We start from the raw sequence: 15,629 nt of genomic DNA on the forward strand, positions 1-15,629 counted from the left end.
TATATAAATGATTATGGATCCTATAAAAGAAGCACTCACATTTGATGATGTTACGATGGCACCAAAATACTCAGAAGTTCTACCTTCTGAAGTTGATACCAGTACAAAACTGTCATCTAACTTAATACTAAAAATACCCTTATTATCCTCTGCAATGGATACGGTTACTGAGAGCAAAATGGCTATTGCAATAGCTAAAGCTGGAGGTATTGGTGTAATTCACAGAAATCTTGATATTAAAAAACAAGTAGAAGAAATTAAAAAAGTTAAAAAATTAAACTTATTAGTTGGTGCAGCTGTTGGAGCTGGTCCTTTAGAGCTTAAAAGAGCAGAAGCTATTTTAAAAGAAAAAGTAGATTTAATTGTTGTTGATACAGCTCATGGACATAGCAAAAAAGTTGGTGAAATTATTAAAGTTATAAAAAAATTAAAAACAAATAAAACAACTTTATGTGCTGGAAATATTGCAACAGCAGATGCTGCAAAATTTTTAATAAAATTAGGAGTAGACATTGTTAAAGTTGGGATTGGACCAGGGTCAATTTGCACTACTAGACTAGTTGCGGGCATTGGTGTGCCACAGTTAAGTGCGATACTTGCTGTTAAAAAAGGTGTTAAAAATAATAAAGTAAAAATTATTTCAGATGGTGGAATTAAATATTCAGGTGATTTAGCCAAGGCATTGTCTGCAGGTGCTGATGCTATAATGATTGGTTCTTTATTTGCAGGTAGTTTAGAAACGCCAGGAAAACTAATTAAAAAAAATGGTAAGTTATTTAAAAGTTTTAGAGGAATGGGATCAGTTGGGGCAATGAATAAAGGATCAGCTGATAGATACTTTCAAAGTAAACAAAAAGATTTATCTAAATATGTTCCAGAGGGGGTAGAGGGGTTTGTGAAGTATAAAGGTGATGTTAAAAGTATAATTTACAAATTAATTGGAGGCTTAAAATCATCTATGGGTTATCTAGGTGCAAAAAGAGTTCCTAACCTTAAAAATAAACCAAATTTTGTAAAAATAACTAAAGCAGGCTTTTATGAAAGTATGGTTCACAATGTAGATGAAGTAAAAAATGAGAGTAAGTATTAATGAAAAAAATAAATAAATTAACAATTGTACTATTAATGCTTTTAAATTTTGGAAGTTCTGCTTTAGCAGAAAACAATTTTTTTGAAAAAGGAAAAAATAAATATGATGAAAAGAAATATGAAGAATCTAAATTTTTATTTCAAAGAAGTATTGTTTTTAATCCCAAGGATCAAAATTCATATCTATATTTAGCAAAAATTTATAATTTTGAAGAGAATAAAAAAGAAGAACAAAAAAATATAGATACTGTGCTCTTACTAGATCCAAATAATGAAGAAGCAAACTATATGCTTATGGAAATAGAGTTAAAAAGATCCAATTATTCCAAAGTAAAAGAATTAGCAGATAATTTTCCTAAAATCTGCAATCAATTGTGTGATAAAAAAAATTCTATTTTAGAATCCTTAAAGAATTTGGAACCTAAAAATGAGTCTTAGCAATAATTTAAGTAAAATTTTAATAATTGATTTTGGTTCTCAATTTACACAATTAATAGCAAGAAGAGTAAGAGAATTAGGAGTTTTTTCAGAAATTGTTAGTCACAAAAAAATAAAGATAATCCAAATCGCAAAAGAAAATATTACTGGAATAATACTCTCTGGTGGCCCTCTTAATGTTTATGAGAATGATAAATTTAAATTTGATAAAAAGATTTTAAAATTAGGAGTTCCAATCCTAGGTATATGTTTTGGACACCAGATATTATCTAAATTGTTGGGTGGTAAAGTTAAAAAATCTAAACACAGAGAGTTTGGTCTTGCTACTATAAAAAAAGTGTCAAATAGTATTTTAACTAAAAATTTTTTTAATAAAAATAAAACAAGTAATGTTTGGATGAGTCATGCTGACCAAGTATCTAAAATGCCAAAAAATTTTAAGATTATAGCATCTACAAAAAATTCTAGATTAACAATAATTGAAAATACAAAAGATAATTTTTATGGAGTACAATTTCACCCAGAAGTAACACACACGGATAAAGGTAAAATTTTATTACGTAATTTTGTTTTTCATATATGTAAAATTAAAAAAAACTGGTCTTCGAAAGATCAAAAATTAAGATTAATTAATGAAATTAAACAACAAGTAGGTAGTAACAAAGTAATTTGTGGATTGTCCGGAGGTGTTGATAGTAGTGTTGTTGCGCAATTGTTAAGCAAAGCAATTGGAAAAAATTTAATTTGTATTTTTGTTAACAATGGTCTTTTAAGAAAAAATGAAGAAACGCAAGTAGTTAATACTTTTAAGAAAAAATTAAAGATTAATTTAATTTATGTTAATGCAGGAAAAGAATTTATTACAAAATTAACAAATGTGTATGACCCTGAAAAAAAGAGAAAAATTATAGGAAATCTATTTATTAAGATATTTGAAAGATATGCAAACAAAATTAAGAATGTTCAATTTCTTGCACAGGGTACTCTTTATCCAGACTTAATTGAAAGTAAATCTGTTACAGGTAGTCAAACCTCAAAAATAAAATCGCATCATAATGTGGGTGGTCTTCCTAAAAGAATGAAATTAAAATTAGTAGAACCTCTTAAATTTTTATTTAAAGATGAAGTTAGAAAATTAGGCTTAGAACTTAACTTATCTAAAGACATAATCTCCAGACATCCATTTCCTGGTCCGGGTTTAGCAATAAGAATGCCTGGCATTATAACAAATGAAAAAATTAAAATTTTGAAAGAAGCAGATTTCTATTTTATTAAAGCTTTAAGAGATCATGGATTATATGATAAAATTTGGCAAGCTTATGCAGCTTTGTTGCCTGTAAAAACAGTTGGTGTTATGGGGGATAATCGTACCTATGAACATATTTGTTTATTAAGAGCCATTACATCTGAAGATGGCATGACCGCAGATTTTTTTGACTTTCCTAAAGGCTTTATGCAATCAATTTCTAATCAAATTATAAATAATATTAGAGGAATTAATAGAGTAGTTTATGATATTACTTCAAAGCCGCCAAGCACTATTGAATTAGAGTAATTATTCATTATAGAATATAACCTATACGAAAATAGATGATATATTAATGAATAACAAATTTTCTAAAATACTTAAAAAAAAAAATAGATCCAAGATTATTTGTTTAACAGCATACTCTAAAAATATTGCTCAAATTATAGATAGACATTGTGATATCGTTTTAGTTGGAGACTCATTAGGATCTGTTTTATATAATTACAAATCAACTAGAAGTGTAACACTTGATATAATGATTGAACATTCTAAGAGTGTGAGGATGGGAATAAAAAAAAGCCTCATGGTTGTTGATATGCCACATAACACTTATAGAAATAGCTCAGAAGCTTTAAGAAATGCAAAAGTAATTATTTCAAAAACAAAATGTGATGCAGTTAAGTTAGAGGGTGGAAAAAAGATATATAATATAGTTAAAACACTCATTAAAAATAAAATTCCGGTAATGGGGCACTTAGGAATTCTTCCTCAGTCAGCCAAAAATTTTAAAGCTAAAGGAAAAAAAACAATCGAAAGAAATAATCTTTTAAAAGATGCTAAAATTTTAGATGAATTAGGTGTTTTTTCCATTGTATTAGAATGTGTAGAAAGTTCATTAGCAAAAGAGATTACAAAAAACATAAAGATACCTACGATTGGAATAGGAGCATCAGTTTATTGTGATGGCCAAGTCTTGGTTACTGATGATTTGATAGGATTAAATCTTATTAAGGTTAGGTTTGTTAAAAAGTTTGCAAATATTACACAACAAATAAATAATGCTATAATTAAGTTTAAAAATGAAGTTAAAAATAAAAAATTTCCAAAGAAAATTAATAGTTATTAAGATATGAATTTTAGCAAAGAAGAATATAAAGCAAGATTAAAAAAAGTTCAAAGCTCAATGCAAGAAAAAGGCATAGAGTTATTAATCTCTAGTGATACAGCAAATATAAACTATTTAACTGGTTATGATGCCTGGTCATTTTATTATGCCCAAGCTGCAATTGTGCATGTAAATGCTGATGAGCCATTATGCTGGGTAAGAAAACAAGATTCAGGTGGGGCTTATATAAAAACTTATTTAAAAAATGAAAATATTCTAGTTTATGATGAAAAATATATTCATACTTGGCCACTTCATCCATTTGATAATTTAGTAGAAATTATAAAAGAGAGAAAATGGGATAAACTTACAGTAGGTTTAGAAATGGATAGCCATTACTTCACTGCTTATTGTTATGAAAAAATGAAACAAGGGCTGCCAAATATTAATTTAAAAGATTCTGAAAGATTGGTTAATTGGGCTCGTGTCGTTAAATCTAATGCAGAGATAGAACTTATGAAATCTGCAGCAAAAATTTCTCAAAAAGGAATGCAAACAGCAATTGACGTTATAAATCCTGGTGTTAGACAATGTGATGCTGTTGGTGAAATTCAAAAGGCATTATTTTATGGAACCTCAGAATTTGGTGGTGAATATTCAAGTATTGCAACACTACTTCCAACAGGAAAAGGTACTTCAGCATCACATTTAACAGCAACACAAGATAAGTTTGTTGAAGGTGAGGCTACAATTATTGAACTTTCAGGGGTATATCAAAGGTACCACTGTCCAATGGCTAGAACAGTTTTACTTGGAAAACCTGATCAAAAGAAAATTGATACTATGAATAAAACAAATGAGGCTCTTCAAGCTGGAATAGATGCTGCAAAACCAGGGCAAACTGCAGACGATGTTGCGCAGGCTTTTTGGAAAATTCTGGATAAATATGGAATAGAAAAAACCTCTAGAACTGGTTATTCAATAGGAATTGGTTATCCCCCAGATTGGGGCGAGCATACCTTAAATATATCAAAAGGTGATATGACAATTCTAGAACCAAATGTCACTTTTCATATGATTGCAGTAATGCAATTTGGTGATTGGGGCGTTGAAGCATCAGAAGCAATACGAATAACCGACAAAGGTTGTGAGTTATTCTGTAATTTTTCAAAAGATCTGCATATTAAGTAATTGAAATAAAAAAAACTTGATAAACAAGCTAACAAATGTTTTAAATTCACTTTAAAATATGACTAAAAATAAAGAATTTGTAAAATTTGACAATGTAGACAAAAGCTATGATGGCAAAGTATTAGTTGTTAAAGGACTAAATCTAGACATTGAAGAAGGTGAGTTTGTAACAATGTTAGGACCCTCTGGTTCTGGTAAAACAACTTGTCTTATGATGCTTGCTGGTTTTGAAACTCCAACTCATGGAGAAATCTATTTAGATGGCAAGGTTATCTCGAATATTCCACCTCATAAAAGAGGAATTGGAATGGTATTCCAGAACTATGCTTTATTTCCACACATGACTGTTTATGAAAATTTAGCTTTTCCGTTAAGAGTGAGAAAAATTCCAAATGATGAAGCAGATAAAAAAATCGATAAAGCTTTATCAATGGTATCCCTTCATGGATTTGAAGCAAGAATGCCAATGCAATTATCTGGTGGACAACAACAACGTGTTGCTGTTGCGAGATCCTTAGTTTTTGATCCTCAGGTAGTACTGATGGATGAGCCACTTGGAGCTTTAGATAAGAATTTAAGAGAGAGTATGCAATATGAAATTAAACATATTCATGAAAGCATTGGTGTAACAGTTGTTTATGTAACACACGATCAAACTGAAGCATTAACAATGTCAAATCGAATTGCAGTTTTCAATGATGGTAAAGTTCAACAATTATCAAGCCCTGATGAATTGTATGAAAAACCTGTTAATTCTTTTGTTGCTGAATTTATTGGAGAGAATAATAAATTTTTAGGTCAGGTTGCAGATATTTCAGGTGATAAATGTAAAGTAAAATTAGAAGATGGCACAGAAATTTTAGCAAATCCGGTTGCTGTAAAAGCAAAGGGAGATAAAACTAAAGTTTCACTAAGACCTGAAAGAGCAATTATAGACCCTACAGATAAAATGGATAATAATCATAAGGGTAAAATTGAAGAAATTATTTATCATGGTGATCACACAAGACTTAGAGTTGATTTATTAGGAAACAAAGAATTTATTCTTAAAGTGCCAAATAGCACTGCAAGACTAGATCTTAAAAAGGGTAATGTGCTTAATATTGGCTGGAACAGTGTTGACTGTAGAGCTTTAGATCCAAAATAAGCTTTAAAAACTTCAGAAAAAAATCCAAATAAATAAAGGCAAAATAGACATAATTGGCTGTTGACTAAGCTTATCTATATTGTTTTACTTTCACTTTATAAATTAACAAACGTTAACGTTAAATAGGAGAGAAAATGAAAAAATTAAGTAAACTATTACTTGCTCTATCTTTTGTACTTTCTATCACAACTTCAGCATTTGCAGTTACTGTAGTGTCTTGGGGTGGTGCTTACACTGAAAGTCAAAAATTAGGGTATGGTGATCCTACAGCAGCAAAATTAGGAATACCTGTTAATTGGGTAGACTACACTGGTGGATTATCAGAGATTAAAGCTCAAAAAGAAGCTGGAAAAATCACTTGGGACATCATTGATGTATACGCAAAAGATACAATCATAGGATGTGATGAAGGAATTTTTGTTGAATTCAATTTCGATAAAGACTTCGCACCTGCTCCAGATGGAACTCCTGCAAGTGAAGATTACTTCACTGGTATGCCCTCTAAATGTGCAGTTGGAAACATCTTGTACTCTTGGAACTATGCTTACAATGACGCAACAATTGGTGACAAAAAACCTACCACATTAAAAGACTTTTTTAACACTAAAAAGTTTCCTGGTAAAAGATCAATTTACAAAGGCGCAATGTCTAACTTAGAAATTGCTATCACTGCAGACGGTGTAAACCCTGGTAAAGGTTCTGACAGAACTTACAGATTCTTGGAAAAAGATGGTGGAGTTGACAGAGCAATGAAAATGATTACAGACCTTTGTACTGATCCAAATGGTGGATGTGTATTTTGGAATGCTGGAGCTCAACCGCCTGAATTACTTGCTAACGGTGAAGTAGTAATGGCAACTGGTTGGAACGGTAGATTCTTTAATGCGCAAATGGAAGGAACTCCTCTTGTACAAGTATGGGATGGACAAATTCTTGACTATGAATACTTTGCAATGGTTAAAGGTGGACCTAACGATGCTAACGGTAAAGCTATGAAAGTACTTAGAGAAATGACAAGTACTGAAGGGTTAGCTGGAAGTGCTAAGTATATTGCTTACGCTCCTTGGAGAAAATCTTCAATTGCTATTATAGATGCTGGAGAGCCATGGTATAAAGATGGTAAAACAAGCATGGTACAACACATGCCTACAGCACCTGTTAACACTAAAAAATATATCCTAATGAATCCTGATTTCTGGGCAGATAACCAAGATGAAATCAACGAGAAATGGGAAGCAATGAAAGCTGGACTATAATTTAGTTTTATAGAATAAGTTTTTATTATAAAATATTAGGGCGGTTACTAAATAACCGCCCTTTTTTTTTAAGAATTTTAAAATATGAGTACAGAACAAATATTATCATCAGACGGTTTGCCTTTAGAGGTAAGTTTAAAGAAGGCTGAGAGAAAAAATAAATTAAGAGCAGTAATGCTTGTAGCGCCATTATTTTTATTTCTTGTAATCACATACGTATTTCCAATAGGTGACATGTTATTTAGAAGTGTCGATGATCGAATGATTACTAAAATGTTACCAAATACCTTTACAGCGATTGAAAAATGGGATGGTAAAGATTTACCTGACGAACCAGTTTATGCAGCACTTTATAAAGATTTAGCATATTTAAAAAAGACTAAAACTTACGGTAAGATTATAGCAAGACTGAATTATGAAAAAGGTGGATTTAGTAGCTTAATTAAAAAAACAGTTAGAAAACTTGGAAAATTTGAAGAAGGTGATTACAAATCACAATTTATAGCAACTCATAAGAGGTGGGGCCAACCTGAATATTTGGTTGCTTTAAAGAATGCTGCACCAAATTGGACTTATGCTAAATATCTAAAAGGTGTGGATTTAAAGTTTAATCAAGATGGAAAAATAATTCAACAAGATGAAGATAGAAGAATTCACAAAATTTTATGGTTAAGAACTCTCAAAGTTGCTTTTTGGGTAACCATATTCTGTTTCATTCTTGCTTATCCAATTTCATACTTATTAGCTACATTACCTATGAAATATAGTAATTTACTAATGATATGTGTACTTCTTCCTTTTTGGACATCACTATTAGTTAGAACCTCAAGTTGGATGGTTTTGCTTCAACAACAAGGCCCAATTAATGATTTAATTGTATTTCTTGGACTTGCAGCGAACGACGCTAGGCCAGAACTAATGTACAATGTAATTGGAACTTTTGTTGCAATGACTCAAATCTTATTGCCATTTATGGTTTTACCCCTTTACAGCGTAATGAAAACAATATCTCCAAGCTTAATGAGAGCTGGAAAATCTTTAGGTGGAACACCATTTGTAGCATTTAGAAAAATATATTTTCCATTAACAGTTCCAGGAATTGGTGCTGGATCCTTGTTAGTTTTTATTTTAGCAATAGGTTATTATATAACTCCTGCATTAGTTGGAGGAGCAAGTGGATCTTTAATTAGTAATACGATTGCTTATCATATGAAAAGTTCTTTAGATTGGTCATTTGCAGCTGCATTAGGTACAATGCTGTTAGTTGGTGTTTTAACAATCTATTGGATTTATAATAAATTAGTAGGAATAGATAATATTAAACTAGGATAAATTATGTCATTACCAACTTATACAGCATGGAATTATAGAATTTGGCACTACACATATTTAACTATTTGTGGATTAGTATTTTTCTTTTTAATTGCACCATTATTTATAATCTTACCACTTTCATTTAATGCTGAACAATACATTCATTTTTCTGCAGGAATGTTAGCACTTGATCCAGATGCATTTTCGTTAAGATGGTATGAGGACATGATTTATGGAACTAAAAACCCATGGGGACTTGCTGCAAAAAATAGTATTATTATTGCTTTCTTTGCAACAATTGGCTCAACAATTCTTGGAACGGTTGCAGCATTAGGTTTAAGTAGTAGACATATGCCTTACAAAGCAGCTTTCATGGCTTTATTGATATCGCCAATGATTGTGCCGCTAATTATTTCAGGAACAGCAATTTTTTTCTTCATGGCAAAAGTAGGATTGGCTGCAACACATACGGGAATAATTTTAGCACACATTATTTTAGGTACACCATTTGTAGTTATTACAGTAACAGCAACATTAACAGGCTTTGATCATAGTGTTACAAGAGCTGCTGCAAGTTTGGGAAGTAATCCAGTAAATACTTTTATGAAAATAACATTACCATTAATTTTACCAGGTGTTATTTCTGGTGCACTATTTGCCTTTGTAACTTCATTTGATGAAGTTGTAGTTGTATTATTCTTAGCAGGACTAGAAAACACTACTATTCCAATTCAAATGTGGGTTGGTTTAAGAGAGCAGTTAAGTCCAACAATAATGGCTGTGGCAACTTGTTTGATTATAATGTCTACATTAATTCTAGTTAGTGCAGAACTTTTAAGAAGAAGGTCTGAAAGACTAAGAGGAATTAATAGGTAATTTATTTACTAAGTTCATTTTTTTTATTATAAATAGTTCTTCAATTTTTAAATCTTATGGAAATTAAAAAAGTAGTAGTTATTGGGTCAGGTACTATGGGTAGCGGTATTGCTGCACATTTATGTAATGCAAATATTCCAGTAACTTTATTAGATTTAAAAACTGAAATAAGTGAGCAAGCACGAGATAAAATTCACAAATCAAGACCTCCACTTTTATTAGATAAGTCAAAAATAAATAACATAAAAGTAGGAAATATTTTAGATAATTTTGATGAAGTAAAAGAAGCTGACTGGGTAGTAGAAGCTGTTGTTGAAAGAATAGATATCAAACATGATATTTATGAAAAAATATTTAAGGAAAGAAAAAAAGGTGCAATAGTTTCTTCAAACACATCCTCTATCCCCATTAAAGTCTTATCTGAACATTTATCAGAAGAAGAAAAAAAAGATTTTTGCATTACTCACTTTTTTAATCCAGTTAGATACATGGGGTTATTAGAGATAGTTAAAAATGAAAATAATGATTTAGATAAAATAAGTGCTTTAAAAGATTTTTGTGAAACAGAACTTGGAAAAGGTGCAATTGTTTGTAATGATACTCCAGGTTTTTTAGGAAACAGAATAGGAGTTTTTGCAATGCAAGTTGCAATGACTGAGGCTTTTAAAATGAAACTCAGTATAGAAGAAGCAGATGCTATTTTTGGTAGACCAATGGGTATACCAAAAACAGGTGTGTTTGGTCTTTATGATTTAATTGGTATTGATTTAATGGCGGATGTTTTAAAAAGTTTTATTAAAGAATTATCAGAAAATGATCCTTTTCAAATAGTTGCAAAAGAAATTCCTTTAGTAAAAACGTTAATTGAAACTGGGTATACAGGTAGAAAAGGCAGGGGAGGTTTTTACAGGGTTAATAAAACGGGTGAAGTTAAAGTTATGGAAGCTATTAATCTTGAAACTGGAGAATATTCAGCAAGTAAAAAGATTAATATTAAATCAGATAATGTAGATCTTAAAAAATTAATCTCAAGAGACAATAAGTATGGTCAGTATGCTTGGTCTGTTATTTCTAAGATTATTAAATATGCTTCTTCTTTAGTTCCATCAATTACAAAAGATTTTAATGATATTGATGAAGCAATGAGGTTAGGTTTTAATTGGACTAAAGGTCCATTTGAAATGTTAGAAGAGATTGGAGTTGATACTTTTTTTGATAAGATGGATGACTTTAAAGGAAATGCTTTTTTAGAAAATCTATTTCAAAGTAGAAATCAAGATTTTTATGGATCTAGACAAAAATATACTGACATTGAAACATTTGGAAAAGCAAAAAAGAAAGCATTAAGTGTTGATGGAAATAGCTCTGCTCAGATATATAGATTTAATGATTATAATATTGTTGAGTTTACCACTAAAGCTAATGCTCTAGATTATGACTCAATGGATGCTTTAAAAAAAGCTACAGATAAACCGTTGATTATAATAAATGAAAGTATGCAATTTTCTGCTGGAGTAAACTTGAGTTATACGATGGATTTTGCAAATAAGAATGATTTTAAATCTATAGAAAAATTTATTAGATATTTTCAAGAAACCTGTAAACACCTTAAATATTCAAATTATCCGGTTGTTTCTGCACCATCAGGATTAACACTTGGTGGAGGATTTGAGGTTATGGTTCAAAGTAATTTTGTAGCTTCACATACAAATATTGTAATTGGATTAGTGGAAACAATAGTTGGATTGATACCAGCTGGAGGGGGATGTAAGGAAATGCTAGCAAGATGGCTTGATACAGATGAGGCTAAAAAAAATCCTCATTACGCACCCCTTAAAGTCTTTGATATTATTGGGTATGGTAAAACAGCTACTTCACCAGTTGAGGCAGAACCATTAAAATATTTAAAACCTGAAGATAAAAAAATAATGAACAGAAATAGTTTGCTTGAGGTTTCAAAAAAAATCTTAGATGACAATAAAGAATTTAAAGTCCCATCAGAGACGAAATTTAAATTACCAGGAAAAAAAGTTTTAGTAGAAATGAATAAAATTCTAGAAAAGCTTTACAATGAAAAAGTAATACGTGAGCATGGTGTTACAGTTGCAAAGGAATTAGCGCATGTCTTGAGTGGGGGAGACACAACTATTGATAAAACTTTATTGGAAGATGATTTATTTAAATTAGAATTAGATGCCTTCATGAGACTAATCGAAACAAAAGAAACTCAAGATCGAATTAAACACACACTTAAAACAGGAAAACCTTTAATTAACTAATATCTTTCGTCTTCTTTTTTCTTTACTTCATTTTCCAATATTACTTCTTTTTTTTCTTCTATTATTTCTTCTTTTTTAAATTCTATTATCTTTTCACTTTCTTCTTTTTCTCTAATTAATTGTTCATTAAATTTCTTAATCAATTCTTCTTCTTTTGCTATTTGCTCCTTATCAAATTTCCTTTCCCACTCTTTTATTCTCTCTTCTTCATCTTTAACTCTTTTCTCTTCAAGAATTCTGGCTTGAATCATTTTTTGTTCTTTTAAATTTTCTAATCTTATTTCTTCTTCCTTTAATTGTAATTCTTCTTGAATTTTTCTTTGATTGAAGTCATTTAATTTCAATTCCTTGAGTTCTTCTATTTCCAATTGTTCTTTTAGTCTAAGTTGTTTTTCTTTTTCTCTTAACTCATCAGCTTCTTTTAATATTTTTATTTCTTTTTCTCTTAATCTTTCAACTTCAATATTTTTTATATTTTGTTCTATTTCTTCAAGTTTTTGCTTTTGATAATTTAATTTATGTTCTTCTTCGTTTAATCTTTGTTCGTCTTTTTTTTGTCTATCAATCTCAATATTCTTTAATCTTTCTTCCTCATCTTTTATTTTCTGTTTAGCTTCACGGGCATTCTGTCTCTCAAGAGTCATTAATTTATCATTTTCGATTTTAGCTTTTTGTTGTTCTTGTCTTATTCTTTGCTTTTCCAAAAAATCTAATCTTAGTTTCTCTTCTTTTAATCTTAAATCATCTTGTCTTGCTTTTTCTTCTTCTTCATCCCTTAGTTTTTGCTCTTCAGCTTTAATTCTTTGAGCTTCAAGTTTAATTTTTTTTCTTTCAATTTGTTCTTGTTGTTTTATAATTTTTATCTTTAGTTTTTCTTGATTATCTATTCTTTGTTTTTCTTCCTTTATTAGATTCAATTCATTTTGCTTGATTAACCTTATTTCTTCATTTTTTTGTTTTTCTTGTTCTAACTTTTCTTTTTTTAATTCTTTAATTTTTTCTTCTTTTAATAATTTGATTCTATGTAGTTCTTTTTGTTTAGCTCTTTCTTTGAATTTATTGTATTTTTCTATTAGAGATGATGATGTGAATTTTTTTAATTTTTCTATATTAATTTTTTTTAAAATTTTTAAGGGTTGTTCAATTAACTTTTTTCTGCTCAAATTAATTTTTTTACCAATTGTGCTTTTAAGGACATTTTTCACAAGCCTATCTCATCAACTTTTGGTTAATAATAATAGTATTAGAGTGGCTATAATGGGTTCAACTTGAGATTTTATCCCTTATTAATTAAGCATTTTAAAGGAATTAATAAAATCTGGTCTCAATATATACTCTGATCGTCTTTCATATTTTATTTTTTTTAGGACTTCTAACCCATAAAGAACTCTGCCGACAGGCGTATACTCTCCTTCAAATAAGGGTTCATCCCGTAAGATTATGAAAAATTGACTATCTTCAGTGTCGTTCTTAAATGTTCGAGCTAATCCAACACTTCCTTTGGTATAATTAAAGTTATTGTCGATTTCTGATTTAATTGCACCTAAACCTGATTTGCCAGTGCCAATTTTTCCATAATCTAAATTTCCTTTTTTCCCAAATTCCAAGTCACCTGCCTGAACAAGTTTATTTTCAATTACCCTATGAAAAGCGTTATTTTCATAAGCATTCGATCTAATTAAAGTTATAAATCTTTTGACGGCATTAGGTGAGATATTCGGATAAAGTTCTATAATTACATTTCCACATGGTGCATTTAAAATTGCAATATTATTTGGCTTCTTAAAGGTAATATCTCTTGGATTAATATCTTTGATAAATAAACATTTATTTTTAACTATAAAATATGTGCAGAAAGTTGTGATAACTAATAAAATTAAAAAAACAAAAATAAATTTTTCAGATTTAGAGGCTTTAATTTTTTTTATCATTAAAAAGTAAATGAACTATCTAATTCTTTTATTCTATTTTCAATATATGAAATTTTACTATCTAAAATAGGATCTGATTTACGAATTTGGTTAATTTCTTTTTCCTTTAAAAAGATCATATGTGAGTAAACTTCTGCCATATCCTCTGAGGCTGTTGACTTAGAGTATTCTGTAAAAAAACCTTTCGTTTCTTTGTATTGTTCTAACCCTATATTTTTTGTGCACGTAGAACATTCAGCATACTTAAATTTAGAATTATTAAATTTAATCCACTCTTCTTCGTTAAAAATGTTTTTATGTTGAAGATGCATTATATGAAATAATTCATGATGGATTACTCTTTCAAAGTAATCTTCATTAAACTTAATATCTAGAATTAATGTTTTCATTACATTATCTGGAATACCAGCTGTATATAGTTCTGAGATGGATAAATTTTTGCACATAACAATATATTTGAGATTAATTTTTTTTAGATAATCATAAGAATATCTATTAAGATTTTTATGAATAATTTTATATTTTGCATCTAAATTTTTCTTATTTGGATTTGAACAAACAATATTTTTTTGAGTTCCCAGTCTAAAGGGTCTTGCAGCATAAAAATATTTAAGCTTATTTTTAGTATTTATTTCATAAATTTCCAAGTTGGGTATTTTGATAAGATTATAAATAGTATTAGCTTTTAGTGGGGTAATAAAAATAATTAGTAGTAAAATAGCTCTTATTAAGTGCATAATTATAAAGATAGAAGATATTCCATTATCAAAGAATATGGTACATTTTATTTATAAATGAAAAAAGAAAGAAATAAAAACCCAATTCAGCCAGTTAGTGGAACTAAAGTTCCAAGATTTGCAGGCCCATCTACATTTGCAAGGTTGCCAGAACTAAGAGATGTTGAAAGTTGTGATGTAGCAATTCTTGGAATTCCATTTGATGCTGGCACTAGTTACAGACCAGGAGCTAGATTTGGTCCAATGAGTATTAGACAAGCTTCAAGACATTTAAGAACCAATTATCATCCAAGTTATGATGTTGAACCTTTTAAAGTACAACAAGTTGCTGATGCTGGTGATATCACTTGTAATCCATTTAGTATTGATGAGTCGATAAAACAGATTGAAGCTGGAGCAACAGATTTATTGAATAAAGTTGGTGGTATAATTAGCCTAGGTGGTGATCATACAATTGCAGTACCTTTATTAAGAGCAATCAATAAAAAATGTAATGGACCTGTTGCCTTAGTACATTTTGATGCACATTTAGACACTTGGGATACGTATTTTGGTGCTCCTTATACACATGGAACTCCCTTTAGAAGAGCAAGAGAAGAAGGTTTATTTCTAGATGATGCTTCAATGCATGTTGGAATTAGAGGCCCTCTTTATAGTAGAGATGATATTAAAAATGATGAAGAATTTGGTTTTAAAATTATTCACTGTGATGAGTTTCAAACACAAGGCACAGATAAAATTGCTGAAAGAATTAAAAAAAGAGTTGGTAACAATCCACTTTATTTGTCTATTGATATAGATGTTTTAGATCCAGCTTTTGCCCCAGGTACAGGCACACCTGAAATTGCTGGTATGACTACAAGAGAAATGGTTAATGTTTTAAGAGGACTGTCTGGTTTAAATCTTGTTTCTGCTGATGTGGTTGAAGTTTCTCCAGCATATGATCATGCTGAAGTTACTTCGTTAGCTGCAGCAACCATTGTTTACGAACTAACAAATTTATTTGCAAAATCATAA

The 15,629-nt window shown here is 29.8% G+C and carries 14 protein-coding genes; 11 read left to right on the plus strand and 3 right to left on the minus strand.

The window, feature by feature from the left end; genetic code table 11:
- Positions 1-13 precede the first annotated feature (13 nt).
- The 10 genes from guaB to ABXT55_RS01410 all read left to right on the plus strand — a co-directional run bounded on the left by guaB (position 14) and on the right by ABXT55_RS01410 (position 11,944).
- Entirely contained in the window at positions 14-1,090 is a 1,077-nt protein-coding gene (gene guaB, locus ABXT55_RS01365) for an IMP dehydrogenase (protein WP_415284970.1), read from the plus strand.
- A complete protein-coding gene (locus ABXT55_RS01370) occupies positions 1,090-1,527 on the plus strand; it encodes a tetratricopeptide repeat protein (protein ID WP_415284971.1) in 438 nt (145 codons plus the stop codon). The genes guaB and ABXT55_RS01370 overlap by 1 nt, the downstream gene beginning before the upstream one ends.
- Entirely contained in the window at positions 1,517-3,082 is a 1,566-nt protein-coding gene (gene guaA, locus ABXT55_RS01375; protein ID WP_415284972.1) for a glutamine-hydrolyzing GMP synthase, read from the plus strand. Before ABXT55_RS01370 ends, guaA begins: the two co-directional genes overlap by 11 nt.
- Positions 3,083-3,128: 46 nt before the next feature.
- Positions 3,129-3,902 carry a 3-methyl-2-oxobutanoate hydroxymethyltransferase gene (gene panB, locus ABXT55_RS01380; protein WP_415284973.1) on the plus strand — a complete coding sequence of 258 codons (774 nt, stop codon included), beginning with the start codon at positions 3,129-3,131 and terminating at the stop codon, positions 3,900-3,902.
- A 3-nt stretch (positions 3,903-3,905) separates the two neighbouring features.
- Positions 3,906-5,072, plus strand: a complete 1,167-nt coding sequence (locus tag ABXT55_RS01385) for a M24 family metallopeptidase (protein WP_415284974.1) — start codon at positions 3,906-3,908, stop codon at positions 5,070-5,072.
- 58 nt (positions 5,073-5,130) lie between these two features.
- Positions 5,131-6,219 (plus strand): ABC transporter ATP-binding protein, encoded by a 1,089-nt coding sequence (locus tag ABXT55_RS01390; protein ID WP_415284975.1) that lies wholly within the window; start codon positions 5,131-5,133, stop codon positions 6,217-6,219.
- A gap of 134 nt (positions 6,220-6,353) precedes the next feature.
- On the plus strand, positions 6,354-7,475 hold the full coding sequence (locus ABXT55_RS01395; RefSeq protein ID WP_415284976.1) for an extracellular solute-binding protein: 1,122 nt from the start codon (positions 6,354-6,356) through the stop codon (positions 7,473-7,475).
- Between the two features lie 84 nt (positions 7,476-7,559).
- The gene (locus ABXT55_RS01400; protein ID WP_415284977.1) at positions 7,560-8,807 is read left to right on the plus strand and encodes an ABC transporter permease; all 1,248 of its coding nucleotides are present in this window, start codon (positions 7,560-7,562) and stop codon (positions 8,805-8,807) included.
- A gap of 3 nt (positions 8,808-8,810) precedes the next feature.
- Positions 8,811-9,665: an ABC transporter permease gene (locus tag ABXT55_RS01405; protein WP_415284978.1), complete on the plus strand. Its 855-nt coding sequence runs from the start codon at positions 8,811-8,813 to the stop codon at positions 9,663-9,665.
- Between the two features lie 56 nt (positions 9,666-9,721).
- Positions 9,722-11,944 carry a 3-hydroxyacyl-CoA dehydrogenase NAD-binding domain-containing protein gene (locus tag ABXT55_RS01410; protein ID WP_415284979.1) on the plus strand — a complete coding sequence of 741 codons (2,223 nt, stop codon included), beginning with the start codon at positions 9,722-9,724 and terminating at the stop codon, positions 11,942-11,944.
- Here the strand turns inward: ABXT55_RS01410 and ABXT55_RS01415 are convergent.
- From ABXT55_RS01415 to ABXT55_RS01425, 3 genes are all read right to left on the minus strand, one after another.
- A complete protein-coding gene (locus ABXT55_RS01415; RefSeq protein ID WP_415284980.1) occupies positions 11,941-13,149 on the minus strand; it encodes a primosomal protein in 1,209 nt (402 codons plus the stop codon). The two genes, ABXT55_RS01410 and ABXT55_RS01415, sit on opposite strands and share 4 nt — an antisense overlap.
- Positions 13,150-13,230: 81 nt before the next feature.
- The gene (locus ABXT55_RS01420; protein WP_415284981.1) at positions 13,231-13,875 is read right to left on the minus strand and encodes a peptidylprolyl isomerase; all 645 of its coding nucleotides are present in this window, start codon (positions 13,873-13,875) and stop codon (positions 13,231-13,233) included.
- Positions 13,875-14,612, minus strand: coding sequence for a putative zinc-binding metallopeptidase (locus ABXT55_RS01425; protein WP_415284982.1), 738 nt, complete (start codon positions 14,610-14,612; stop codon positions 13,875-13,877). The genes ABXT55_RS01420 and ABXT55_RS01425 overlap by 1 nt, the downstream gene beginning before the upstream one ends.
- Before the next feature lie 57 nt (positions 14,613-14,669).
- On the opposite strand from ABXT55_RS01425, the gene speB reads away from it, so the two are divergent.
- Positions 14,670-15,629, plus strand: coding sequence for an agmatinase (gene speB / locus ABXT55_RS01430; protein WP_415284983.1), 960 nt, complete (start codon positions 14,670-14,672; stop codon positions 15,627-15,629).

Source organism: Candidatus Pelagibacter sp. Uisw_130 (genome assembly GCF_047722505.1).
Lineage (GTDB): Bacteria > Pseudomonadota > Alphaproteobacteria > Pelagibacterales > Pelagibacteraceae > Pelagibacter.